We start from the raw sequence: 23,189 nt of genomic DNA, 5'->3' as shown, positions 1-23,189 counted from the left end.
CGCCCTACCACTGCCACGGCTCGGCTGTCAGCACGGAACGGAGCACTGTCCCCACACGTAGTATGGATAACAGCAAATCAAGGAGTTACACTATGACAAAGCGGATCATGATCCTCGCCACCAACGGTTTTGAACAGTCGGAACTGATGAAACCGAAGGCCAATCTGGAAGACGCCGGTTTCGAGACCACTGTCGTGAGTCTCGAAAAGGGCGAAATCAAGGGTTGGGATGAAAAGAACTGGGGCGACAGCGTCGCGGTCGACAAGACGGTCGACGAGATTTCCAGTTGCGAAGGCTATGACGCCCTGCTGTTGCCAGGCGGTCAGATGAACCCCGATATCCTGCGCATGAACAACAAGGCGATCGATATCGTCAAGATGTTCGCCTCGACCAATAAGCCCATCGCCGCGATCTGCCATGCACCGTGGCTGCTCGTGGAAGCAGACCTCATCAAGGACAAGACCGTGACCGCATGGCCGTCGGTCCGCACCGATCTCAAGAATGCCGGCGCCAATGTCATCGACCAGGAAGTGGCCGTGGATGGCAATCTGATCACCAGCCGCAATCCGGACGATATTCCCGCATTCAGCAAAGCATTGATCGAAATGCTTGGAGAGAACGTCAAGAAGCGCGAGCTTGAAAGCGCGTAAACTAGCCTAGTGATCAAATTGAAAGCCCCGCTGCTGCGATGTGGCGGGGTTTTTTGCGTCACTACGTAAGAGATGGATGTTGCAACTTGTTCAGGGCCGCCATCTGGGTTACCTAGGCCTTGTTGTTCGGGAAGGACCGAGGGGCCCGGAACAGCGCACATGGGTCGCGGCGAATTCAGCCGCCTCGGGGACAGGGGAGTCCCTAATGACCAATATTGACCGCGCCGTAACAACAGCACCCGTCAGCAAACAGGACCGGATCGGCTCGCTCGATGTGCTCCGCGGCGTGGCCGTTTTCGGCATCCTGTTGATGAACATTTCTGCATTCGGTCTCGTGTGGCAGGCCTATGGAAATCCCAATGCCGCAGGGGGATCGGTCGGGCTCAACCTGCTCCTGTTCAAGATAATGAATGTCGGGTTCGAAGGCACTATGCGCGGAACCTTCTCCATTCTTTTTGGCGCCGGCATCTACCTGATGACCGAGCGCATGGAAAACGCCGGGGCGGGCCTGACCACCGCAGAAATCCATTTCCGGCGAATGACATGGCTGATGATTTTCGGCTTTATTCACTGGTCGCTGCTCTTGTGGACGGGCGAGATACTGTTCGCCTACTCGCTTTGCGGCTTCGTGCTTTTTGCTTTCCGCAAGATCGTCCCGATCAAGCAATTCGCACTGGGCATCGCGGCCCTGCTGATCGCAGCGTTCTGGCTCAATCAGGATTACCACGAGATGGTTGGCCTGGCCGAACAGGCCCAGGTTGCCGAAACGCAGGTCGCGGCCGGGCAAAGCCTGAGTCCAGAACAGCAGATGGCGCTAGACAAGTGGAACGAGGAGGTTTCCCATGTCATTCCGACCGAGGAATCCAACGCCATGTTCGAAGGATGGCACGAGGGATCCTACCTGGATGCGGTGACCGGAATGTGGGATTTCAACGTCGAATTCCAATGGAAAGGCGCACCATTCTGGCTGTTGTTCGACATGATGCCCTTCATGTTGATCGGCATGGCCCTGTTGAAATGGGATGTACTCTCTGCTGCGCGGAGTGTCGGGTTCTACGCAGGCGCGGCAATCCTGGGCTATGGCATCGGAATCACGCTGGGCCTTTATGAGTACAGCCTTCTTGAAGCGGGAGACTTTGGCCCGGTTGCAGGCGCAGAAGCTGGCCGGACTTACCAGTTCAGCCGACTAGCAATGGTCGCTGGACACATCGGGCTGATCCTGCTGATCGTGAAACTGGGCCTCCTGCGGTGGCTTCAGAAAGGCCTTGCGGCCGCGGGGCAGATGGCGCTCACCAACTACATTGGCCAAACACTCATCTGTACGCTCCTGTTCTATGATTTCGGATTCGGCCTCTACGGCGCATTCGAACGTTACCAGCTTTACCTGCTGGTCCTGACGATCGCCGCTGTCGAAATGGTATTCAGCGTTATCTGGCTGCGCACCTACCGTTTCGGACCGCTCGAATGGGTGTGGCGTTCGCTGACCTACTGGAAACCGCAGCCGATGCGGAAAGGCGGCGATGGACCGGTGCCCGGACAGATGCTCGGCGCGACCTGACCGATTATCGGCTCATATCCTGGCTCTCGGGCGGGATCGCGACGGTCAGCCCGTCCAGGCTCTCGTCGAGGGTGATCTGGCAAGACAGGCGGCTGGTCCGCCTGACGCCTGCTGCGAGGTCGAGCATATCCTCCTCCTCTTCGGTGGCTTCAGGCAAGCGGCCAAACCATTCCGCGTCCACGATAACATGACACGTTGAACAAGCCATCTGGCCTTCGCACGTCCCCTCGAGAGGCATACCGGCGGCCTGCGCAACACGCAGGAGATTGTCGCCTGCTGCGGCTTCGACGACCTGCGCCGACTTGCCTTCGCCTCGGGTGAAATGGACCTTCACAGCCCCTGCACCTCTGCCGCTGCGTTAATCTGGTCGGCGGCTTCCTCGATCTCTTCTACCGTGGTGTAGCGCCCGAACCCGAGCCTGATGGAGCTTTTCGCCTGCGCTTTTGACAGCCCGATGGCTTCGAGCACGTGGCTGGTCCGGCCTGACCCGCTGGCGCAGGCCGATCCCGCGGAAAACATGATATCGCGGCAATCGCTCATAAGCCGGTTCACATCGAGGCCCTTGCGCCGGATGTTGAGATTCCCGTGGTAGCGGGCCTCGGCGCTGCCGTTGATCTCCCACTTGCCGAACAGTTCAGTCGCGCGCCGCCACAGCTTTTCAACATGGTCGCGGTCCTGCTCCATCCGTTCCTTGGCCTCCTTGGCCGCCGCGCCCATGCCCGCAATCAAGGCGGGGCTGAGCGTGCCCGAACGGATGCCGAATTCCTGTCCCCCGCCTGTCTGCACCTCTTTGATGTCGAGCCCTTCACGCAGCCACAATGCACCTACGCCCTTGGGGCCGTGGAACTTGTGCGCGCTGATGGCGATCATGTCGGCGGAAGTGACCTCGATCTTGCCGTAAGCCTGCACCGCGTCGCACATATAAAGCGCGTTTGCGGCCTTGGCTTTGCGGTGCCATTCGAGGGTCGGCTGGATGGTCCCGATTTCGTTATTTACCTGCATCACGCAGACAAGCCGCGTGTCTGCGGGCAGGTCCTGCTTCGTATTGCACTGCCCGTCCTTGGCGACGTTGAGAATGTGGCATTTGCCGGCGTCTTGCGCCGTGTCGAGCACTGCGGAATGTTCGATGGCAGACACCGATACCGTCCCGCCTTCACCGCTTCCGCGGATGGCGAGGTTAAGCGCCTCGGTCGCGCCGGAGGTAAAGATCACCCGGCCACCTGCGGGAAACAGCGCGGCAACCTGTTCGCGCGCCATTTCGATGGCTGCCTTGGCCTGCCTACCCATGCGGTGCGGTGAGTGAGGATTGCCAAAGCCGGTGCCGCCCGGCCCATCGAGCCAGCGCATCATGGCATCGCGCGCATCCGGGGCAAGCGGCGTGGTGGCCTGATAGTCGAGGTAGATCATAATGCTCCGGATTTTCCTTGAGCCAAATCAAGCCATACCTCGCAGAAGCGTTCCACCTCTTCGCGGGTGGTGTTCCAGCCGAAGCTCGCGCGAATGGTCCGGTCGGCCACCTCGGGTTCGACCTGCATGGCCTGCAGCACATGGCTGGTTTTCATCGTGCCCGATGAGCAGGCACTGCCTTGCGATACGGATATTCCGGCCATGTCGAACCGCATGACCTGCGCGCTGCCGCTCATATTGGGCATGGCGATGGCGCGGATATAGGGCGTCCGATCGGAGAGGCGGTCGGAAAGCCATGTGCCGCCAAGGTCGCGGCACTTCTGCGCCAGTTGGTCGAGAGGCTCGAGGATTGCGGGATCGAGATACGGATCGCTGCACGCCTCCAACGCAGCCGCCATGCCGAGGACGCCGGGCAGGTTTTCGGTCCCGCGCCGGTATCCACGCTCCTGCCCGCCAGATGGCGCGAGCATGGCGTAGTCCTTCACCAGCAGAGCGCCCACGCCAATCGGGCCACCGAATTTATGCGCCGAGATGATGGCAATGTCGCAGGGAGGAAGTGCGAACTTGCCCGCACTTTGCGCGCAGTCGGCGAGCAGGTAGCCGCCAGTCTCCTGCACAATCGCCGATATTTCGGCGAGCGGCTGGGCGTTCCCCGTTTCCGAGTTGATCTGCTGCACAGCCACCAGCGGCTTTTCCCGCCGCACGGCCTCGGACAAATTCTTCAGATCCAGCGCTCCGTCAGGGCGAACCGGCAGCCGCTCCGCATCAGGTGCCGCCTTGAGGATCGCGTCATGCTCGACAGCAGATGCCAGCCGCGCCCCTGCATTCGCGTGGGAAAGCGCCAGCGCCGCCGCCTCGCTCGCACCGGAGGTAAAGATAACCTCTCCCTCCCAGCCAAGCGCGCGCTTTATCCGTTCGCGCGCATCCTCAAGCGAGGCGCGCGCCTTGCGCCCTTCGGCATGCGGGCTGCTTGGATTGGCCCACAGGGCAAAGCCTTCATCCATCGCAGCCTTAGCTTCGGAGCGCAGCGGCGTAGTGGCGGCATGATCGAGATAGATTCGTGTCGGGACGGGACTTACTCAATATAATTGCGATTTCGCGAAGAAACCCTATATAGCGGGCAACCTTGCGCAAGTCCCTATGGGGCCACGCGCCCCGATAATTTCCGACTAGGGTAACTCTCCCATGCCGACCGTGATTTTTCCCGGCCCCGAAGGCCGCCTTGAAGGCCGTTTCTCTCCCGCACCGCGCCCCCGCGCACCCGTGGCGATGATCTTGCACCCGCACCCGCAGGGCGGCGGCACCATGAACGAGCAGATCACGCAGCGGCTCTACAAGACCTTCGTCAATCGCGGGTTTGCGACCTTGCGGTTCAACTTCCGCGGCGTGGGCCGTAGCCAGGGCAGCTTCGATAACGGCGTCGGTGAACTTTCCGATGCAGCTGCCGCGCTCGACTGGGTTCAGGAAATCCACCCCGAAGCGCAGGTAACCTGGGTTGCCGGTGTCAGCTTCGGTTCGCTCATCGGTATGCAATTGCTCATGCGCCGTCCGGAAATTCGCGGTTGGCTGAGCATTGGCGCCCCGGCGAGCATGTATGATTTCTCGTTCCTGGCACCTTGCCCCGCCAGCGGTATCTTCATCCACGGCGCGCAGGACACCGTTGTCCAGCCCGGTGCCGTGACCAAGCTCGTCGAGAAGCTGCGCACGCAGAAGCATATCACCGTGCACCACGAAGAAATCCCGCGCGCCAATCACTTCTTCGAAAACGAGCAGGAAGACCTGATGAAGTCGGTCGACAATTACCTCGATTTTCGTCTCGATCCGGCCTGCCCGATCAAGTAATCTCCAAGCGCTCGGCCCAATGCGGTCGGAGCGCTTGATCTGCCCTATCGCTACCGCTCCCGGACAAGGGGCGCTCGCAGTCGGCTGGCCGCTTGGAGCACTGCCCATCAGTTCGCTTGCGCCGGGATAGCCCCGCGAGCGGATGCGCGCGTTAATGCCTGACGCCAAATAGAAGCTCCAACTCAAAGACCACGACCAGCCCTCCCAGCCGCAAATCACTCCCTCTTGCAATTTGTATGTTATGTTGTAACATTGCTATTCCGAGTCGCAAAGGAGAGGAAAGACGATGGCTTATGCAGACAACCGAAGGGCTTCACCCGCCGGAATGGCCGCCGCCATCGGAGTGCAGGCAGCAATCGGCTTCGCCGTGATCACCGGTTTGAGCGTGACGCAGATGCTGGTTCAGAAAGATGAACCGTTCGCGGGGGTCGAATTTCCACTTGATCCGCCTCCGCCGCCAGAAACACCGCCGCCGGAAACACCGCCCTCTGCGGCGCAGGAGGCCGTAACCACTCCGCCGATCACGGTTCCAAAGCCCGATTTCAGCCTGATCGACACTACGCCGGTCATCCCGACCACGGACCTGATCCTGCCGCCGCAGCCGCGCACCAAGCCCGGCCCGACCGAACTGGCTCCGCCTGCGCCCACTCCGACCGGCTTCGATCCGGTCGGCGCCAGGCCGCGCAACGATCCGGGAGCCTGGCTCAGCGATCGCGATTACAAGTCCAGCTGGGCGCGGCGCGATCTGACCGGCACAGCAACTTTCACGCTCGACATCGCTGCCTCGGGCAAGGTTACCGGATGCCGTGTCACCCGCTCAACCGGACATTCGGTACTGGATGATGCGACATGCGTGCTGGTCCAAAAGCGCGCGAAGTTCGAGCCCGCCCGCGGTCGCTCGGGCGAGCCGGTGGCGGGAAGCTATACCGGCTCGGTGCTCTGGCAGCTGCCCAACTAAGCCTCCTTCAACGGCAGCGTCAGCGCGAGCCTCGTTCGACCTTGTCGAGCGGGGCTTCACCGTCGGCGGCTGGCACGGTCCAGATCATGACATTGATGACCGCGATCACCGCCAGCAGGACCATCAGCAACGGATGCTTCGCATTTCCCGTGCGCCGCCACAGCATATAGGCGCCAAACAGCAGCAGTGCGGCGGCCAGCACGGTGATTGAAAGAATAGTGTCGAGCATCACTTCCCCGCAAAGTCAGATTGTAAACCCGCGTATAGTCGCGGAACGAGTGCAAGTCGCCACCGTTAAGCTGATGTGAGGCCGCAAGGGCCGCAAATCAGATAGATGGGAGACGACAATGGGCATTTTCAGCTCAATCAAAGAAGCGATTTTCGGCAAGAAAGCCAAGGCTCAGGATGCTCCGCTTCCCAAGACCACTGGCATCCCTTCCAAGCAGGACCAGACCGTCCCGATCATCAATGTCGAGAACAGCCTCGATTCCATGCCCGGTGCCGATCGTCTCAACTGGCGCACCAGCATCGTTGACCTGATGAAGCTGATCAATGTCGATTCCAGCTACGACAACCGCAAGGCGCTGGCGCAGGAACTGGGCCGTGACGATTACAGCGGTAGCGCGGAAGACAACATCTGGCTGCATCGCCGCACGATGCAGGAATTGTCGGCCAATGGCGGCCGTGTCCCGGCTGAATTCCTCGATTGATTTGACAGTCTAGCGCGCGGGTTACACACCCGCGCGCATGACAACACACAGCATCGAAGCAACCCGCCGCCAAGTTCTCGCCGGGCTTGGCGCAACCACGGCTCTTACCCTTGGCGGATGCGCTGCACTGCCGCGCGCCGAGGGTATCGCCGCTGCACAGAAAATCGGCGCAGAGCGGCTGCTTGAAGTCGCAGCGTACAATCTGCTGGAACACGAGCCTGAGCGGGCGACGAGCCTTGGCGTCGATACCGGCCAATACGCTTATCTGCGCGGAAAGCTGGAAGACCAGTCACCTGAAGGCCAGGATGCCTATGCTGCGACGCTGCGGCAGGATCTTGCGCGCGTCCGGGCGTTTCCCCGCGATGGGCTGGACAGCACCACGATCACCAACCTCGATGTGGTCGAAAGCGCCTACGACCTAGCCCTCGATGGCTTCGCCCTGCCCTACGGCGATACGCCCGTCGGTAATTGGCGTACCGCACCCTATGTCGTGATCCAGAACGTGGGCGAATACCTCGCCATGCCGCGCTTCATGCAATCGAACCAGAAGGTCGAGAACGGCGATGATGCCGATGCCTATATCGAACGGCTGGAGGCGTTTCCCGCTTCGCTCGACGGGGAATTGGCCCGCATCCAAAGCGCGCGCGGCATGGGCGTTGTCCCTCCCGGCTTCCTTCTCGACAAGGCAATGCGCCAGATGGAGCAGACCATCGCGAGCGCCGGGAAAGGGGAGCTATTCGCCGCTGACCTGCGCGCCAAGCTGACTGCCAAAGGCATGCCGGAAAGCCATGCCAATCGCGCCATGACACTTGAGAGCGGCCCGATTGCCGAGGCCCTGACGAGGCAGCTCGAAGAACTGAAGGCCGAGCGCCGCGTGGCTACTGACGACCCGGGCATTTCAGCACGCCCGCGCGGCGACGAGTTCTACTCATGGGCGCTTCGTTCTAGCACCACGACCACGCTCACCGCTGACGAGGTGCATCAACAGGGCCTCGAAGAACTGGAATCGCTGCATTCCCGCATGGACCCGATCTTGCGCGAAATTGGCTACACCAGCGGTTCTGTTGGCGAGCGGATGCAGGAGCTGGGCGCCGACCCGCGTTATATGTTCGCGGAGGGCGATCCGGGCCGCGAAGAGATCATGGAGTTCATCTGGGACCGGGTGAACTGGATCAAGGCGCAGATGCCCCGTGCGTTCAACACGCTGGTCGATCCCAATATGGAAGTCGTGCGTATCCCCGTGGCCGAAGAAGTCGGCGCTCCAGGCGCATATGGCGGCGCAGGCAGCAAGGACGGGACCATTCCGGGCCGCTTCTGGATCAACCTGCGGACCACCGATCTGCACCGTAAATACGATCTGGCCGACCTGACCTATCACGAGACCATTCCCGGCCATGTCTGGGAAGGCGAATATTCGAACCGCCTGCCGCTGATCCGATCAATCCTGGCCTTCAATCCCTTCAGCGAAGGCTGGGCGCTTTACGGCGAACAACTGGCTGACGAGCTGGGCGCATATGACGACTATACCGTCGGCAAGCTGGGGTACCTGCAAAGCCTCGCATTCCGCGCCTGCCGCATGGTGGTCGACACCGGCCTGCATTCAAAGGGCTGGAGCCGCGAGCGGGCCGTCAATTTCTTTGTCGAGCGCAATGGCAGCAAGCGCAACGAAGTCGAAGGCGAAGTCGACCGCTATTGCAGCTGGCCCGGACAGGCGACCGGTTACAAGCTGGGCCACAGCCGCATCGTCGACCAGCGCGAGCGGGCTCGCCGGGTGCTTGGCCCGGCCTACGACTTCAAGGCCTTCAACGACGCGGTCATCCTTGGCGGCAATGTCCCGATGGACGTGCTGGAGAAGAACGTAGGCCGGTATATCGCGGGGGTCGGCGCTTAGCGGCGTCCCATTCCTGCAACCACCTGAGTGAGCAGACCGCCCAAAGCGCCGCCCAGTGCGCCGCCGCCCGCTCCGCCAGCGCTGGTGCCGCCCTTGTTCTGGTTCATCATGTATCCGACCACGGCGGTGACCAGGATTGGCAGCATCTTCTTGAGCAGTTCGGGTGGCAACCCGGTGCTGCCTGCCACTTCCTCGGCGACACCGCGGCTGACATCCTTGCCGCCGAAGATTTCACCGAGAATGTCGTTGCCCGGCGCGGTCGGGGTCGGGTTCTTGTTAAGGACGGAATCGAGCAGGATACTGCCCAGTCCGCCGCCAGCGCTTCCGCCGGCCAATCCGCCGAGGATGCTTCCAAGACCGCCAAGTCCGCTGGCAGGCGAAGCAGCCGTCGACTGACGGCCCATGCCCGCCACGATTGCCGGCAACAGCGCGCTGGCAGCTTTCTGGGCCGTCGCCTGGTCTACGCCAAGCTCTCCCGCCATCGAGTCAATTGCGCCGTTTTGCATCAGGGCTTGTGAAAGATTCATCGTCATTTCCTTGCGTTGCGCCGCGCAGATTGAACGACGTTATACCGCTACAACGAAAACCCCCGGCCCGCGTTTCCGCGAACCGGGGACTCTCCTCTCCAGCTCTGTAACTTTTTAGGCTGCGGCAGGCGCAGCGTCGCGCACGCCCTGATCCACATGGGCAGCAAAAGGTTCGAAATTGTCGACGAACAATTGCACCAGCTTGTGGGCGGTGCGGTCGTATTCTTCGCCATCGGCCCATGTCGAACGCGGGTCGAGGATTTGGCTATCGACGCCGGGGACCGCAATCGGCACTTCGAAACCGAAATTGGGATCCTTGCGGAACTGCGCATCGCCCAGCGATCCGTCGAGCGCCGCGTTGAGCAGCGCGCGGGTGGCCTTGATTGGCATCCGCCTGCCGACGCCGTATTTGCCGCCGGTCCAGCCGGTATTGACCAGCCAGCACTGTGCACCGCCTTCGGCAATGCGCTTTTTCAGCAGATTGCCATAGACGCTCGGGTGGCGCGGCATGAACGGTGCACCGAAACAGGTGCTGAAAGTCGCCTCTGGCTCGGTGACGCCGATTTCGGTTCCGGCAACCTTTGCCGTGTAACCGGACAGGAAGTGATACATCGCCTGATCGGGCGTTAGCCGCGCAATCGGAGGCAAAACGCCGAACGCATCGGCGGTCAGCATGATCACATTGCTGGGCGGCGGGCCCATGTTATCTTCCGAGGTATTCGGGATCGAGGATAGCGGATAAGCACCGCGGGTGTTCTCGGCGAGGCTGTTGTCCTCGAGGTCGATTTCTCCGTCTTCGTCCATCACGACGTTTTCGAGGACCGTGCCTTCCATGCGGGTCGTCGCGAAGATTTCCGGTTCCGCTTCGGGATCAAGCCGGATCATCTTGGCATAACAGCCGCCTTCGAAATTGAAGACTGCCGTGTCCGACCAGCCATGCTCGTCATCACCGATCAGCGTGCGGCTGGCATCGGCAGACAATGTCGTCTTGCCGGTGCCGGAAAGGCCAAAGAACACTGCGCTCTTGCCGTCGGGACCGATGTTGGCCGAGCAATGCATCGGCATCACGCCCTTGGGCGGCAGCAGGTAGTTGAGAATGCCGAAGACGCTCTTCTTCATTTCGCCGGCATATTTGGTGCCGCCGATGAGGATCAGCTTTTCTTCGAGGTTTACCGCGATAACCGTTTCGCCGCGCGTTCCGTGACGATCGGGATCGGCATGGAAAGCCGGCAGGTCGATGATCGTGTATTCCGGCACGAACCCTTCGAGTTCAGCCTCGGTCGGGCGCACCAGCAGGGTGCGGATGAACTGGTTGTGCCACGCGAGTTCGTTGATGACGCGAACCTTGACCCGGTACTCAGGCTGCGAACCGCCAAACAGGTCGGCTACGAACAGTTCGCTTCTATCGCCCAGGGCCTTCAGGAAATCTTTCTTCAGCGCGGCGAAGTGTTCCGGCTTCATCGAGGCATTGTTGTCCCACCAGACAGTGTCTTCTGTCTCGGCGTTGCGAACGATGAACTTGTCCTTCGCGCTGCGGCCGGTGTGCTTGCCGGTTTCGACAACCAGCGGGCCATGCTTGGCTCGGCGGCCTTCACCGCGCTCGAGAGCAGCAGCCGTCAGTTCTTCCGAATTGAGGTTGGGATGGATCGTCGCAGTAGTCTCGATGCCCTGCGCGGCAAGCGAGGTAGAAAGCGGAAAGGTCACTGAAATCTCCAGCGCTGGTGAGCGAAATGTGTTCGGGAATCGCTGGCGCATACGAATGCGCCGCCCTTCGCCCTGCACTTAGTCCGGCCAAACCGCGACGTCAAACATGCGGGATGGCTATTCGGCCTTAACCCGTGCGGAGCGTGCGTTGTATTGGGCTGCGAAAGGGGTTAGTCCGCATGGCGATGGAAAACCAAGCTGCAGACGGTACCGCACAGCAGGCAGACGACCGCACGGTCATCGCGCTTGTCGATGATGATCGCAATATCCTGACGACCGTTTCGATCGCGTTGCAGGCAGAAGGTTTCGCGACCCGGGTCTATTCGGACGGCGAAGCTGCCCTGGATGCATTGCTCCAGAACCCGCCCGATCTTGCCATTTTCGACATCAAGATGCCCAAGATGGACGGGATGGAATTGCTGCGCCGTCTGCGCGCAAACTCTGCGCTCCCGGTGATTTTCCTGACCAGCAAGGACGATGAGCAGGACGAAGAAGCCGGGCTGCAGATGGGTGCGGACGATTACATCTCCAAACCGTTCTCACTGCGCCTTTTGCTGGCCCGCATCCGCGCCATCCTGCGCCGTTCCGATGCGCGCCGCCCACTGGCTGCGGAAGTGGGCGAGAAGCCTGCGGAAATCATCGAGCGTGGCCGCTTGCGGATGGACCCTGCCCGGCATCACGTCACCTGGGACGGGCAACACGTGTCGCTCACCGTGACCGAATTCCTGCTGCTGGAAGCGCTGGCGCTGCACCCCGGCGTCATCAAAAGCCGCAACCAGTTGATGGATGCAGCCTATCCCGACGATATCTTCGTCGACGACCGGACGGTAGACAGTCACATCAAACGTATGCGCCGCAAGTTCCGCAGCGTGGACGGCACCTTCGATTCCATCGAAACGCTATACGGTGCTGGCTACAGCTTCAGCGATGGCTGACAGAGAAAGCGTCCTGAGAGGCGATCCGCGGCTGGAGAAGCTGCGCTGGTCTCGCCGCCTCTCGCTGACCAGCCGTATCCTGTTCGTGAACGTCCTGCCGCTGGTGCTGCTGGGCGGCGGGGTCCTTTATCTCGACAGTTACCGCAAGCAATTGCTGGATGAACGCTTCAAGCTCGCGCTAGTCGAAGCACAGATCACCGCCGAAGCCCTCGCCGGGGCGACGGTGCAACGCCAGGAAGCCTTGCTGATCCAGATCGGCAAGGAACAGCGTCTGCGCCTCAGGGTCTACGGCCCTGATGGCAAGCTGGAATCTGACAGTTTCAAGCTCGCCCCGCCCAGCTTCGATTTGCCAGAGCCATCCGAAGTCGACCAAGGCGATTTCGCCTTGCGCATGGATCGCTGGTTCGACCGTGTTGTCGGCGCCCCCGCATTGCCAGACTATGTCGATCCGGAGACCGACGACGCATCGGCCTGGCCGGAACTGGTTCGGGCACGTGAAGAAAGCCTCACCCAGATCGTGCTGCGCGATGCACCCGATGGAACTCACGTCATCAACGCGGCTGCGCCAGTGGGGCTTGATGGGGACACGCTGCTTCTGACCCGTAATCCGGTCGATATCACCGAAAGCGTGCGCGCTGCGCGCAGCAGCGTTGCAGTGATCGTGTTGATGTTCCTGCTCGTCTCGACACTGCTGTCCTTCTTCCTGGCGCAGACCATCGTTCGGCCTTTGCGCGAACTGGTGCAGGCTGCCGTGCGCGTAAGGCAGGGCCGCGACCGTGCGGTCGAAGTGCCCCGCTTGCCCGACAGGCGCGATGAGATCGGCATGCTGGCGCGGGCGACATCCGACATGACCGCCGCGCTGCGCCACCGGATCGACGCGGTGGAAAGTTTCGCCGCCGATGTCGCACATGAAATCAAGAACCCGCTGGCGAGCCTGCGCAGCGCCACGGAATCACTCGGCAAGGTCGACGACCCCGATCTGCGCAAGCAATTGCTCGACATCGTGATCCATGATGTGCGCCGGATCGACCGGCTGGTGACCGAAATCAGCGATGCGAGCCGCATCGATGCGGAACTCTCGCGCGCCGAATTTGAACGGATCGAACTTGACGCGCTGGTGCACAATATCGTCGCGAGCCGAGAAGAGCGCGGCGAGAATAATGGAAGGAAGGTCGAAATTCACGCTTACGGGGGGCCGTTTTACGTTATGGGCGTTGCGATCCGGCTTGAGCGGGTCATCGAGAACCTGCTCGACAATGCGGTTTCATTCTCGCCGCAGGGCGGGACAATCACGCTGTCGCTCAGCCAGAGTGACGGCATGATCGATATCGCGGTCCAGGATGCCGGACCCGGCATCCCGGAAGAAAAGCGCGAAAAGGTCTTCCACCGGTTCCATTCCGACCGTCCCGCAGAAGAGGATTTCGGCAATCATTCTGGCCTCGGCCTCGCAATTGGACGCACGATTGCGGAGGCGCATGACGGAACCCTGCACGCAGAGAGCAGGCCCGACGGCGAAAGCGGCGCCTGTCTCGTGCTGAGCATTCCCCCTGCCCGATGACAATGCAGGTCGCCAATGTGAGCTGCGTCGCAATCGGCGGGCGAGCGATCATGATCGAAGGTCCGCCGGGAAGCGGAAAAACCTCGCTTGCCCTGTCGTTGATTGACCGGGGTGCACAGCTGGTCGGCGATGACGGGATCGAGCTGACTGGCAGCGATGGCCCACCCTTCGCCGGTCCTGCCCCTCAGATTTCAGGCAAGATCGAAGTGAGAAACGTGGGCATCGTGGAGCTTCCCACTACACGCGCCCCTCTCGCATTGATCCTCTCGCTTGAGGATGATGCCGAACGATATCCACTCGCCATAGCAGAACGCACGGTCATGGGCGCTGCCATTCCAATCCTCAAATTCCGCCCCGGCGACGCAATCCAGGCCCTGCGCGCGGAATATGCGCTGGAGAAACATGGACTGCCGCTTCGACCTTCCCCGTCCAGCGGTGCTAAGGACAAGTCATGAGCGACGAATCGCAAAAGCAGCGTATCCTTCTGGTGACCGGCCTTTCCGGGGCGGGAAAGACGACTGCGCTACAGGTCCTCGAGGATCTGGGCTGGGAGGCGATCGACAATTTCCCGATCCGCCTGCTCGCGGGTCTTGTGGCAAACGAGACGGGACAGCCAGCACCGCTCGCGATCGGGTTTGATTCCCGCACCCGCGGCTTCGTGCCGAGCGAAATAACCGAGCAGTGCAAGGCATTGTCGCAGCGCGATGACATCGAACTGGTCACGCTCTTTATCGACTGCTCAACCACCGAACTGGAACGCCGTTACAACGAGACCCGTCGCCCGCACCCGATGGCGCGCGGCCGTCCCGTGGCCGGCGGCATCGTGGCCGAACGCGAATTGCTCGAACCGCTGCGGCGATGGGCCGATATCGTGATCGATACGACCGGGTTTTCGGTCAACCAGCTGCAACAGCTGGTCCGTGAACGCTTTGCCGACAGCGAGACCAGGGACATGACGATAACCGTCTCCAGCTTCGGTTTCGCGCGCGGGATGCCCCCGCTTGCGGACCTGGTTTTCGACATGCGTTTCCTCGATAATCCGCACTGGATCGAAGGGCTGCGCGAACAGACCGGACTCGATGAAGCAGTGGCCGAGCATATTGCAAATGACCCGGCATTTTCGCCGTCTTTCAACCGCATAGCCGACACATTGCGCGAACTTCTGCCGCGATACGCCGAGCAGGGGCGCAGCTATCTGAACATCGCCTTTGGATGTACCGGGGGGAGGCACCGGTCTGTCTACAGTGCGGAACGCGCGGCAGAGGTCTTGCGCGAGGCAGGATTTTCGCCCACGGTCATTCATAGAAATTTGGGAAGCCGCCCCGCCGATCCGCTCGAGCGCCGCTGATTCCCTCGCCGCAAATGGTCGAAAGACAAGACTAAATCCTTCGGAAAGCAACGTACGGCTCGCATCGCATGATCGGTATGATTCTCGTCACACACGGCAGTTTGGCCGAACACTTCATCGAGGCGATGGAGCACGTAGTGGGTCGTCAGGAAAACGTTGCAACTATCTGCATCGGTCCGAACGACGATATGGAGCAGCGGCGCAAGGATATCGCCGACGCTATCGCCAAGGTGGACGACGGTGACGGCGCGATTATCCTGACCGACCTGTTCGGCGGGACACCGTCCAATCTCGCGATCTCGTTGCTCGACGCTGGTCGGATCGAAGTTATCGCCGGGATCAACCTGCCGATGCTGATCCGCCTCGCCGGTGCGCGCAAGTCGATGAATGTCGTCGATGCGGTCCATGCAGCGCAAACCGCCGGACGCAGTTACATTACCGTGGCCAGCGAATTCCTCGGCCAGGATATCGACAGCGCGCGGAAGGCAAGTTGAGCGAGCTTCGCAAACAGCTCACCGTGGTCAACCAGCGCGGTCTGCACGCCCGGGCCAGTGCGAAGTTCGTCGGCGCAGTTGCGGAAATTCCCGACGGATGCACCGTGCGCGTTGCCAAGGGCAGCAACGAGGCTGAGGGTGGCTCGATCCTGGGGCTGATGATGCTCGGCGCGGCCAAGGGCGATATGATTGAATTGATCGTGAGCGGTGACAATGCCGCTGCTGTCATGGCCGACCTCTGCGCCATGATCGAGGATGGTTTCGGGGAACCCTGACATGACGAGCCCCGAAAGGTTCGAACGCCGGGTCATTACCGGATTTTCCAATCCCACGGTAAAGGCGCTCCGGGCGCTGCGCGAGAAGAAGCACCGCAAGGCGGCGGGCAAATTCCTCGCCGAGGGCCTGCGCCTGCTCACCGATGCGCGCGAATGCGGTCATGTGCCGGAAGTTCTGGTCCTGTCGAGCAAGCGCGATCCCCACCCCCTCTTGACCGCGCTGGAAACCGCGGTCGAAGCAGCGGGCGGTGAAGTCATCGAAACGTCGCCCGACATCCTCAGCAAGATCACCGGCAAGGACAATCCCCAAGCCGTTGCCGGCGTGTTCGCGGAATTCGACACTTCGCTCGGCACGCTGGACCGGTCGAGCGCGGACATATGGCTTGTCGCACAGGCGCTGCGCGATCCCGGCAATCTTGGCACCATGCTGCGCACCGGTGATGCGATCGGTGCTGGCGGCGTTATCCTGATCGATGATTGCGCTGACCCCTTCAGCGTCGAGGCGGTGCGCGCCAGTATGGGGGCCGTATTCACGCAAAAGATCGCGCGCGCGACCTGGAACGAGTTCGAGCCCTGGCTGCGCAGCGCAAAGGGGCAGCTTGTGGCGGCCTCGCTTCGTGACGCGCAGCCCTATCGCGGCGCGCCCTATGCTGCGCCGTGCTTCGTCATGGTCGGGAATGAAAGCCGCGGCCTGCCCGAGGAATACGAGACGGCCTGCGACCTGCGCGTGCAGATGCCGATGAAAGGCCGTGCCGACAGCCTCAATGCTGCGGTCGCAGCCGCAGTGCTGGGTTATGAAGTGCTGGCGGGGCTCGGCAACGGCCAAGCTTGATCTGCGCGCCGAAACTTGCTGCGGTGTGCACAGGGAAATCGTGATGGGGAGAGGGCTTCGGGCGATTGCGCCGGACGCCTCACGGAGGTCTATGGGATATTCTGCATACGCCAAGGCCGCAAAACAGGTGGCGCTGGCATCCGGATTGCTCGTCCTGGCGGCTTGCGCGCCCAAGACTCTGGGGCAAGCGCAGGTTGACCCTGCAGACCTTATTTTGGTGAATGCCCGGGTCTATTCGCTCGATTGGAGCGAGCCGGACGGCGAAGGCAATCCTGCTTCCGATGCACCATGGAGCGAGGCGGGTTGGCGGCCCGATGCCCAGGCCGTGGCAATCGATGATGGCGTGATCGTTTTCGCAGGCACGTCAACGGGCGCCATGGCCTATGAAGGCGCCAATACGCGCCTCGTTGATCTGGAGGGCGCGACATTGGTCCCCGGCCTCGTCGATTCCCACACGCACGTGGTCGAATTCGGCGCCAAGCTCGACGCGGTCGACCTGACGGATGTCGCCACACAGGAAGAGGCTGTCGCGCTGGTCGCAGCACGGGCGAAATCGGTGCCAGCTGGCGAATGGATTTTCGGAGCAGGCTGGGACGAAGGTGCCTGGGCCAACCGGTATCCGGACAAAGCCCTGCTGAGCGCAGCCGTACCCGATCATCCGGTAGTGCTGCGAAGCCTTCACGGGTTTGCCCTATGGGCCAATCAGGCGGCCTTGGACGCTGGCGGATTGACCGGCGAAACCCCGGTGCCTGAGGGCGGCGAGATGCGCACAGGAACGGACGGCCAGCCAAGCGGCCTGTTCCTCAACCGCGCGACCACGATGCTGGATGACGCGATACCGCCCACTCCGCTTGAAACCATGAAGCGGCAGACCCGCAAGGGTTTGCAGCAAATGGCACGGGACGGTTTTGTGACGGTCCATGAAGCCGGGGCCGATACGCGTTCGATGGAGGTTTTCGAAGCGCTCGAAACAGACGGTACTTTGCCGATCCGGGTCTATGCCATGCTCTCTCTTCGCGACGAGCCGCTCATGCGGCGCTGGATCGCCAAGGGACCCGACAGCGATGCGGATTCCATGCTGGTGACCCGTGCGGTCAAGGCATATTACGACGGCGCTCTGGGTTCACGCGGAGCGCGCCTGCTGAAAGATTATGCCGACCGGCCCGGGCATCGCGGGGTCAGCGGCAGCGGATACGGTTTCGACCGCGGTCTCAACGCCGCAGCCATGGAGGCCGGTTTCCAGGTCGGGATCCATGCCATCGGCGATGCTGGGAACCGCGAAGCGCTTGGCATCATCGAAGCCGCATTTTCGCAATTCCCGGACGCACGGCAGGGGCGTCACCGGATCGAACATGCGCAGGTCATCGCTCCGGAAGACATGGACCGCTTCGCCGAACTGGGCGTCATCGCCTCGATGGAGCCGCCTCATGCGGTCGAAGACAAGACCTGGGCCGAGGACCGGCTCGGCGCAGAGAGGATAAGGGGTGCCTATGCCTGGCGCACCCTTCGCCGCAACGGTGCGCGCCTGACATTCAATGCCGACAATCCCGGGTCCGATCACAGCATCTTCTACGGCCTGCACGCCGCAGTAACGCGCCGCGACAAGCAATTGCAGCCCGCAGGCGGCTGGTATCCGGACGAGGCAGTGACGATCGAAGAGGCACTGCGGGCCTACACCTCATGGTCAGCCTACGCAGGCTTCCGCGAAGCCGAGACAGGGATTATCAAGCCGGGCCGCTGGGCCGATCTGACGGTCATGGATATCGATCCGTTCGCGCTGGCCCAGCAAGACCCGGCAGCCATCCTCAGGGGCCAGATCGTGATGACCGTGGTGAACGGGAAGATCGTCTACGAGCGCTGACGCCTATTCGGCAGCTTCGCGGCCATCTTTGTCAGCGTTTTCGATCAGAGCGGCATCTTCGGCGTTATAGCGAGGGGTTGCCTCGACCTTTGGTACTTCCTCGATCTCGCGCTTGCCGATTTCGATGCCCTTTTCCGACAACCGGCGGCCGGCCGACAGGACATTGCGTTCGAAGCTACCGACGAACTTATTGTAATTATTGACCGCCGTTTCCAGCCCGCCGCCGACACGTTTCATATGTTCTGCGGCAACTGCGAGACGATCGTAAAGCTCGGCACCGGCCTTGCCGATCTCCACCGCTTCTTGCGCAATCGTGTCCTGCCGCCAGACCTGCGCGACCGTGCGCGCGATGGCGACCAGATTGGTCGGCGTGGCCAGCAAAACCTTGTTACGGAAAGCAAAGTCCCACAGCTCCGGATCATGTTCCAGTGCGGCAGCGACGAAATGTTCGCCCGGCACGAACATCACGACATAGTCGGGCGCGTCGTCGAACTGGCTCTGGTAGCTTTTCGAGCCGAGCGTCTGCACGTGGCCCCGCATCGACTTGGCGTGAAGATCGAGGTGGCGCTTGCGCTCATCATCGTCATCCGCCTCGAATGCGGCCTGATAGGCATTCAGCGAGACCTTGGAGTCAATCACGAGCTGCTTCTGGCCCGGCACATTGACGATCGCATCAGGGCGCAGACGCCCGCTTTCGGTGTCGACCGAATGTTCGAGGATGAAATCGGTGTGTTCGGAGAGCCCGCATTGTTCGAGCACATTCTGGAGCGCCCGTTCCCCCCAGCGTCCGCGGGCCTTGGGAGCATTCGTCAGCGAATTGCCAAGCCGCTGCGCCTCACGCCTGACCTCTTCCTGGCCCAGCCGCATCTGTTCGATCTGGGTGGCCAGCGAGGAAAAGGCGTTGGTGCGCTTTTCCTCCAGCGCAGCCACCTGATCTTCGTATTTCTTCAGGCGATCGCCGACAGGTTGCAGCAATTCCCTGATCTTGGCTTCCGAGGTCTTTTCCGAGTGCCCCAGCCGCTCGTTCGCACGCTCGAGGAATTTTTCCTGCGCCGCACCCAGCACCTTGGCACCGGTGTTTTCGAATTCCTTGAGCAGGTTCGCGCGGCTTTCTTCCAGGAGGCGCTTTTGTTCTTCAAACCCTGCCCGCTCGGCTTTCAACGCGGTATTTTCATCACGCGCGGCGTCGAGTTTGGCAGCCAATTCATCCGATCGTGCGGCGCGGTCCGACATTGTCGCCAATTCAGGCGCCATGCGCGACAGTTTTTCCGAAAGGTCCTTGGCTTCGGCATCGCGCTGTTCATGGCGTGCCCGCCAGTCAGCCGCCGGGGCCGAACCAAATCGGTTACCCAGGAAAATTCCCAGCCCGAGGCCGAGGACGAGTGCGACGATGGCGATAATTGTGGGGTCCATTGCCCCCTTCTAGGCAGAACGGAGGGTGAACGCCAGAGGCACTTATCGGCAGTTCACGCTTTTCGGCCGGTCGCCATATTATACAGGAAGCGAAAGCCTACAGTGAATGCCAAAAAGTAGACCGAGAACCGGATTGCAAGCTCGTCAAATCCAGGATTGCGGTCGAACCAGGCCCAGCCGCACATGAGGAATGCAAAAAGCAATCCGGCGATGGCGGCGCGGGTCCAGCTCAATTGATCACGCGTATTCGCGCATCTTTTTCAGCTTCTTCAGCGCCATGTTGCGCTTCAGGCGCGAGAGATGGTCGATGAACAGGATTCCTTCGAGGTGGTCCATCTCGTGCTGGATACAGGTGGCCATCAAGCCTTCCAGCCCTTCTTCGTGCACCTTGCCGTCGAGGTCCTGATACCGCACCCGGCAGGTAGCGGGGCGGTCGACATCGGCGAAGATTTCGGGGACCGACAGGCAGCCTTCCTGATAGGTTGCCAAGTCTTCTGCCGGATCGAGAATTTCCGGGTTCACGAAAACGCGCGGCTCCAGCTTGGTGGCGGGATGCGTGTGCTTGTGCCCATCATGACTGCATTCGACCGGTTCACCGTCGGGATCTTCCGGCTGGAGATCGATCACGAGCAAGCGTTTCGGCACGCCGACCTGGATTGCGGCGAGGCCGATACCGGGCGCAGCATACATCGTTTCGAACATGTCATCGACGAGCGTTTTCAGCTCGTCATCGAATTCGGTGACGGGTTCGGACACGGTTTTGAGCCGGGGATCCGGCACTTCAAGAATTTCACGGATAGCCATAAGCGGTCAGATAGGCGTGCAATGCGCGCTTTTCAATCGAATTGGAGCGGTCAGACCGATCGGTCAGCCAAGCGGCCTGCGAGCCCTTAGCGCCTGCGCCAAAGTGCCTTCGTCGAGGTAGTCGAGTTCGCCCCCGACCGGCAGGCCGTGGGCTAGCTGGGTGATGCGGATGGGGAAGCCTTCCAGCCGCTCGGCAATGTAATGCGCGGTGGTCTGCCCTTCGAGCGTTGCGTTCATCGCGAGGACGACTTCGTCCACCCCGCCCTGCTCCACGCGCGACAGGAGGTTGGCGATGTTCAAATCTTCCGGGCGAATTCCATCGAGCGCCGACAGTTTCCCGCCCAGCACGTGATACTTGCCGGTAAACAGCTTGGCCCGGTCCAGCGCCCACAGATCGGCCACGTCCTCCACCACGCACAATCCCTTACCGTCGCGGCGCGAGTCGGCGCAGATACCGCAAGGGTTGGTGGTGTCCACATTGCCGCAGGTGTCGCATTCAACCAGCGCCTCGCCCACTGTCGCCAGTGCTTCGAGCAGCGCGGGAAGTGCACTTTCGCGGCGTTTGACCAGCCACAAAACAGCGCGGCGCGCGCTGCGCGGGCCAAGGCCGGGAAGGCGCGCCAGCGCGGATGCCAGTGTCTCGATCTCTTGCGATGCCATGGTGGCACAGATAGGGGCGCAAGCGCGAGCAAGAAAGGCCACACGAGACGTCATGCGCATAATCTTCATGGGAACTCCGGAATTTGCCGTGCCGACGCTGCAAGCGCTGGTCGATGCAGCGCATGAAGTGGTGTGCGTCTATACCCAGCCGCCGCGCCCCGGCGGGCGGCGCGGGCGAGAACTGACGCCGACTCCGGTGCACCAGCTAGCCGAGCGCCTGGGGATTGAAGTGCGGCACCCCAAATCGCTCAAGTCAGCGGAAGAGCAGGAAAAATTCGCTGCCCTCAAAGCCGATATCGCAGTGGTTGCCGCGTATGGCCTGATCCTGCCGCAGGCGATCCTCGATGCTCCTGTCCACGGCTGCCTCAATGTCCATGCCTCGCTACTGCCGCACTGGCGCGGTGCAGCACCGATCCACCGTTCGATCATGGCGGGCGATCCGGTGACGGGCGTCACAATCATGCAGATGGAAGCGGGCCTCGATACTGGGCCGATGCTGGCCACAGTGCGCACTCCGATCGAGGACAAGACGACCGGCGAACTGACCGAGGAGCTTGCCGAATTGGGTGCCCAGCTGATGGTGGGGACGCTGATCGACCTGGATGCGCTGCATGCGATCGAGCAGGACGATGCCGAGGCCACTTACGCCGCGAAGATCGACAAGGCAGAAGCGCGCATTGACTGGGCGCGGCCTGCGCAGGACGTGGTGCGCCATATCCACGCCCTCTCGCCCTTCCCCGGAGCATGGTTCGAAATAGACGGGCAGCGCGTCAAACTGCTACGCGCCGAGCTTGCCGAAGAGTCGGGCGAGCCGGGCGAAGTGCTGGATGACAAGCTGGCCATTGGCTGCGCGGACGGAAGCATCCGGCCGGTGGAACTCCAGCGTGCAGGCAAACCGAAAATGGATCTCGAGACATTCCTGCGCGGCAATGCGGTGGCAAAAGGCACCATGCTTTCGTGACCCGTTTGGCCTTGACCATCGAATTTGACGGCACGCCTTTCTTCGGCCTTCAGCGCCAGCCCCACGGGCCCAGCGTGCAGCAAACGGTCGAGGATGCTGCCTTCAAGGTGACGGGTGAAGAGGTCAGGCTGGCCAGTGCAGGCCGCACCGACACCGGGGTTCATGCGCTCGCCATGCGCAGCCATCTCGACATCGAGAAAGACATCGAGCCGTTTCGCCTGATGCAGGCACTCAATGCCCAGATGCGTCCCGATCCGGTGGCCGTGACCCACTGCGCAATCGTAGCCGATGACTGGCACGCGCGCTTTTCCTGCACGGCCCGCAGCTATGTGTACCGTATCGCCAATCGCCGCGCTCCCCTGACGCTGGAGAAGAACCGCGCCTGGCAAGTGCCCCAGCCGCTGGATGCGGATGCCATGCACGAGGCCGCACAGGCGCTGGTCGGGTTCCACGACTTCACCACCTTCCGTTCGGTCCAGTGCCAGTCTGCAAGCCCGGAAAAGACGCTCGACCGATTGGACGTGGTGCGTGAGGGCGATCACGTCCTGATCCATGCTGCCGCGCGCAGTTTCCTGCACCACCAGGTACGCTCGATGGTCGGCTGCCTGGCACTAGTGGGCATGGGCCGGTGGGAAATCGAGCGAGTCGCCCGGGCACTCGAAGCGAAGGACCGGCAGGAACTTGGCCTGAACGCCCCTCCCCATGGCCTGTACTTCGTGGAAGCCACCTATCCTGACGAAGCCTGACGTAACGTCACCCTAGCCAATCGGACACAGGGGGCCTAGCGATGGCCCCATAAGG

At 61.6% G+C, this 23,189-nt stretch carries 26 protein-coding genes; 16 read left to right on the top strand and 10 right to left on the bottom strand.

Annotated features, from left to right (window positions below):
• The first annotated feature begins 92 nt into the window (after positions 1-92).
• Positions 93-650: a type 1 glutamine amidotransferase domain-containing protein gene (locus K3166_RS03200; protein ID WP_221423257.1), complete on the top strand. Its 558-nt coding sequence runs from the start codon at positions 93-95 to the stop codon at positions 648-650.
• 205 nt (positions 651-855) lie between these two features.
• Positions 856-2,208 (top strand): DUF418 domain-containing protein, encoded by a 1,353-nt coding sequence (locus K3166_RS03195; protein ID WP_221423256.1) that lies wholly within the window; start codon positions 856-858, stop codon positions 2,206-2,208.
• A 4-nt stretch (positions 2,209-2,212) separates the two neighbouring features.
• Here the strand turns inward: K3166_RS03195 and K3166_RS03190 are convergent, their stop codons facing one another.
• The 3 genes from K3166_RS03190 to K3166_RS03180 are packed head-to-tail and all read right to left on the bottom strand — an operon-like array spanning position 2,213 to position 4,619.
• On the bottom strand, positions 2,213-2,542 hold the full coding sequence (locus K3166_RS03190; protein WP_221423255.1) for a 2Fe-2S iron-sulfur cluster-binding protein: 330 nt from the start codon (positions 2,540-2,542) through the stop codon (positions 2,213-2,215).
• The gene (locus tag K3166_RS03185) at positions 2,539-3,615 is read right to left on the bottom strand and encodes a cysteine desulfurase family protein (RefSeq protein ID WP_221423254.1); all 1,077 of its coding nucleotides are present in this window, start codon (positions 3,613-3,615) and stop codon (positions 2,539-2,541) included. Before K3166_RS03185 ends, K3166_RS03190 begins: the two co-directional genes overlap by 4 nt.
• Entirely contained in the window at positions 3,612-4,619 is a 1,008-nt protein-coding gene (locus tag K3166_RS03180) for a cysteine desulfurase family protein (RefSeq protein WP_247714707.1), read from the bottom strand. The genes K3166_RS03185 and K3166_RS03180 overlap by 4 nt, the downstream gene beginning before the upstream one ends.
• Positions 4,620-4,800: 181 nt before the next feature.
• Between K3166_RS03180 and K3166_RS03175 the strand changes: the two genes are divergently transcribed.
• Positions 4,801-5,457, top strand: coding sequence for an alpha/beta hydrolase (locus K3166_RS03175; protein WP_221423253.1), 657 nt, complete (start codon positions 4,801-4,803; stop codon positions 5,455-5,457).
• Positions 5,458-5,743: 286 nt separating this feature from the next.
• Entirely contained in the window at positions 5,744-6,415 is a 672-nt protein-coding gene (locus K3166_RS03170; protein WP_221423252.1) for an energy transducer TonB, read from the top strand.
• 19 nt (positions 6,416-6,434) lie between these two features.
• On the opposite strand, the gene K3166_RS03165 is transcribed toward K3166_RS03170, so the two are convergent.
• Positions 6,435-6,644, bottom strand: a complete 210-nt coding sequence (locus tag K3166_RS03165) for a hypothetical protein (protein ID WP_221423251.1) — start codon at positions 6,642-6,644, stop codon at positions 6,435-6,437.
• Between the two features lie 118 nt (positions 6,645-6,762).
• Here K3166_RS03165 and K3166_RS03160 point away from each other — a divergent pair, with 118 nt between their 5' ends.
• Together K3166_RS03160 and K3166_RS03155 are read left to right on the top strand one after the other, a co-directional pair.
• Complete coding sequence (locus K3166_RS03160; RefSeq protein ID WP_221423250.1) at positions 6,763-7,125, top strand: DUF3597 domain-containing protein; 363 nt, start codon at positions 6,763-6,765, stop codon at positions 7,123-7,125.
• A 37-nt stretch (positions 7,126-7,162) separates the two neighbouring features.
• Complete coding sequence (locus tag K3166_RS03155) at positions 7,163-9,016, top strand: DUF885 domain-containing protein (RefSeq protein ID WP_221423249.1); 1,854 nt, start codon at positions 7,163-7,165, stop codon at positions 9,014-9,016.
• Here K3166_RS03155 and K3166_RS03150 read toward each other — a convergent pair.
• Entirely contained in the window at positions 9,013-9,543 is a 531-nt protein-coding gene (locus K3166_RS03150; protein WP_221423248.1) for a DUF937 domain-containing protein, read from the bottom strand. The two genes, K3166_RS03155 and K3166_RS03150, sit on opposite strands and share 4 nt — an antisense overlap.
• Positions 9,544-9,657: 114 nt before the next feature.
• A complete protein-coding gene (locus tag K3166_RS03145) occupies positions 9,658-11,247 on the bottom strand; it encodes a phosphoenolpyruvate carboxykinase (RefSeq protein WP_247714706.1) in 1,590 nt (529 codons plus the stop codon).
• A gap of 179 nt (positions 11,248-11,426) precedes the next feature.
• Here K3166_RS03145 and K3166_RS03140 point away from each other — a divergent pair, with 179 nt between their 5' ends.
• The 8 genes from K3166_RS03140 to K3166_RS03105 all read left to right on the top strand — a co-directional run bounded on the left by K3166_RS03140 (position 11,427) and on the right by K3166_RS03105 (position 18,550).
• Complete coding sequence (locus K3166_RS03140; protein WP_425594570.1) at positions 11,427-12,182, top strand: response regulator transcription factor; 756 nt, start codon at positions 11,427-11,429, stop codon at positions 12,180-12,182.
• Positions 12,175-13,740 (top strand): ATP-binding protein, encoded by a 1,566-nt coding sequence (locus K3166_RS03135; protein ID WP_221423246.1) that lies wholly within the window; start codon positions 12,175-12,177, stop codon positions 13,738-13,740. The genes K3166_RS03140 and K3166_RS03135 overlap by 8 nt, the downstream gene beginning before the upstream one ends.
• Entirely contained in the window at positions 13,737-14,195 is a 459-nt protein-coding gene (locus K3166_RS03130) for an HPr kinase/phosphorylase (protein WP_247714705.1), read from the top strand. Before K3166_RS03135 ends, K3166_RS03130 begins: the two co-directional genes overlap by 4 nt.
• Complete coding sequence (gene rapZ / locus K3166_RS03125) at positions 14,192-15,088, top strand: RNase adapter RapZ (RefSeq protein WP_221423245.1); 897 nt, start codon at positions 14,192-14,194, stop codon at positions 15,086-15,088. Before K3166_RS03130 ends, rapZ begins: the two co-directional genes overlap by 4 nt.
• A 68-nt stretch (positions 15,089-15,156) precedes the next feature.
• On the top strand, positions 15,157-15,582 hold the full coding sequence (locus K3166_RS03120; protein WP_221423244.1) for a PTS sugar transporter subunit IIA: 426 nt from the start codon (positions 15,157-15,159) through the stop codon (positions 15,580-15,582).
• Positions 15,579-15,857, top strand: coding sequence for an HPr family phosphocarrier protein (locus K3166_RS03115; RefSeq protein ID WP_221423243.1), 279 nt, complete (start codon positions 15,579-15,581; stop codon positions 15,855-15,857). Before K3166_RS03120 ends, K3166_RS03115 begins: the two co-directional genes overlap by 4 nt.
• Before the next feature lies 1 nt (position 15,858).
• The gene (locus tag K3166_RS03110; RefSeq protein WP_221423242.1) at positions 15,859-16,689 is read left to right on the top strand and encodes a TrmH family RNA methyltransferase; all 831 of its coding nucleotides are present in this window, start codon (positions 15,859-15,861) and stop codon (positions 16,687-16,689) included.
• 91 nt (positions 16,690-16,780) lie between these two features.
• Positions 16,781-18,550, top strand: a complete 1,770-nt coding sequence (locus tag K3166_RS03105) for an amidohydrolase (RefSeq protein WP_221423241.1) — start codon at positions 16,781-16,783, stop codon at positions 18,548-18,550.
• Between the two features lie 3 nt (positions 18,551-18,553).
• On the opposite strand, the gene K3166_RS03100 is transcribed toward K3166_RS03105, so the two are convergent.
• From K3166_RS03100 to recR, 4 genes are all read right to left on the bottom strand, one after another.
• Entirely contained in the window at positions 18,554-19,963 is a 1,410-nt protein-coding gene (locus K3166_RS03100) for a DNA recombination protein RmuC (RefSeq protein ID WP_221423240.1), read from the bottom strand.
• A gap of 53 nt (positions 19,964-20,016) precedes the next feature.
• A complete protein-coding gene (locus K3166_RS03095; protein WP_221423239.1) occupies positions 20,017-20,196 on the bottom strand; it encodes a hypothetical protein in 180 nt (59 codons plus the stop codon).
• A gap of 4 nt (positions 20,197-20,200) precedes the next feature.
• Entirely contained in the window at positions 20,201-20,767 is a 567-nt protein-coding gene (locus tag K3166_RS03090) for a peptide deformylase (protein WP_221423238.1), read from the bottom strand.
• A 63-nt stretch (positions 20,768-20,830) separates the two neighbouring features.
• On the bottom strand, positions 20,831-21,427 hold the full coding sequence (recR, locus tag K3166_RS03085) for a recombination mediator RecR (protein WP_221423237.1): 597 nt from the start codon (positions 21,425-21,427) through the stop codon (positions 20,831-20,833).
• 52 nt (positions 21,428-21,479) lie between these two features.
• Between recR and fmt the strand changes: the two genes are divergently transcribed.
• Both fmt and truA read left to right on the top strand, forming a co-directional pair.
• The gene (gene fmt / locus K3166_RS03080) at positions 21,480-22,388 is read left to right on the top strand and encodes a methionyl-tRNA formyltransferase (protein WP_221423236.1); all 909 of its coding nucleotides are present in this window, start codon (positions 21,480-21,482) and stop codon (positions 22,386-22,388) included.
• Entirely contained in the window at positions 22,385-23,134 is a 750-nt protein-coding gene (gene truA / locus K3166_RS03075) for a tRNA pseudouridine(38-40) synthase TruA (protein ID WP_221423235.1), read from the top strand. The genes fmt and truA overlap by 4 nt, the downstream gene beginning before the upstream one ends.
• Positions 23,135-23,189: the final 55 nt, after the last annotated feature.

This window comes from Qipengyuania psychrotolerans, assembly GCF_019711355.1.
GTDB lineage: Bacteria > Pseudomonadota > Alphaproteobacteria > Sphingomonadales > Sphingomonadaceae > Qipengyuania > Qipengyuania psychrotolerans.
The sequence above is the reverse complement of the archived record's forward strand: the minus strand, read 5'-3'. Positions and strand labels throughout refer to the sequence as shown.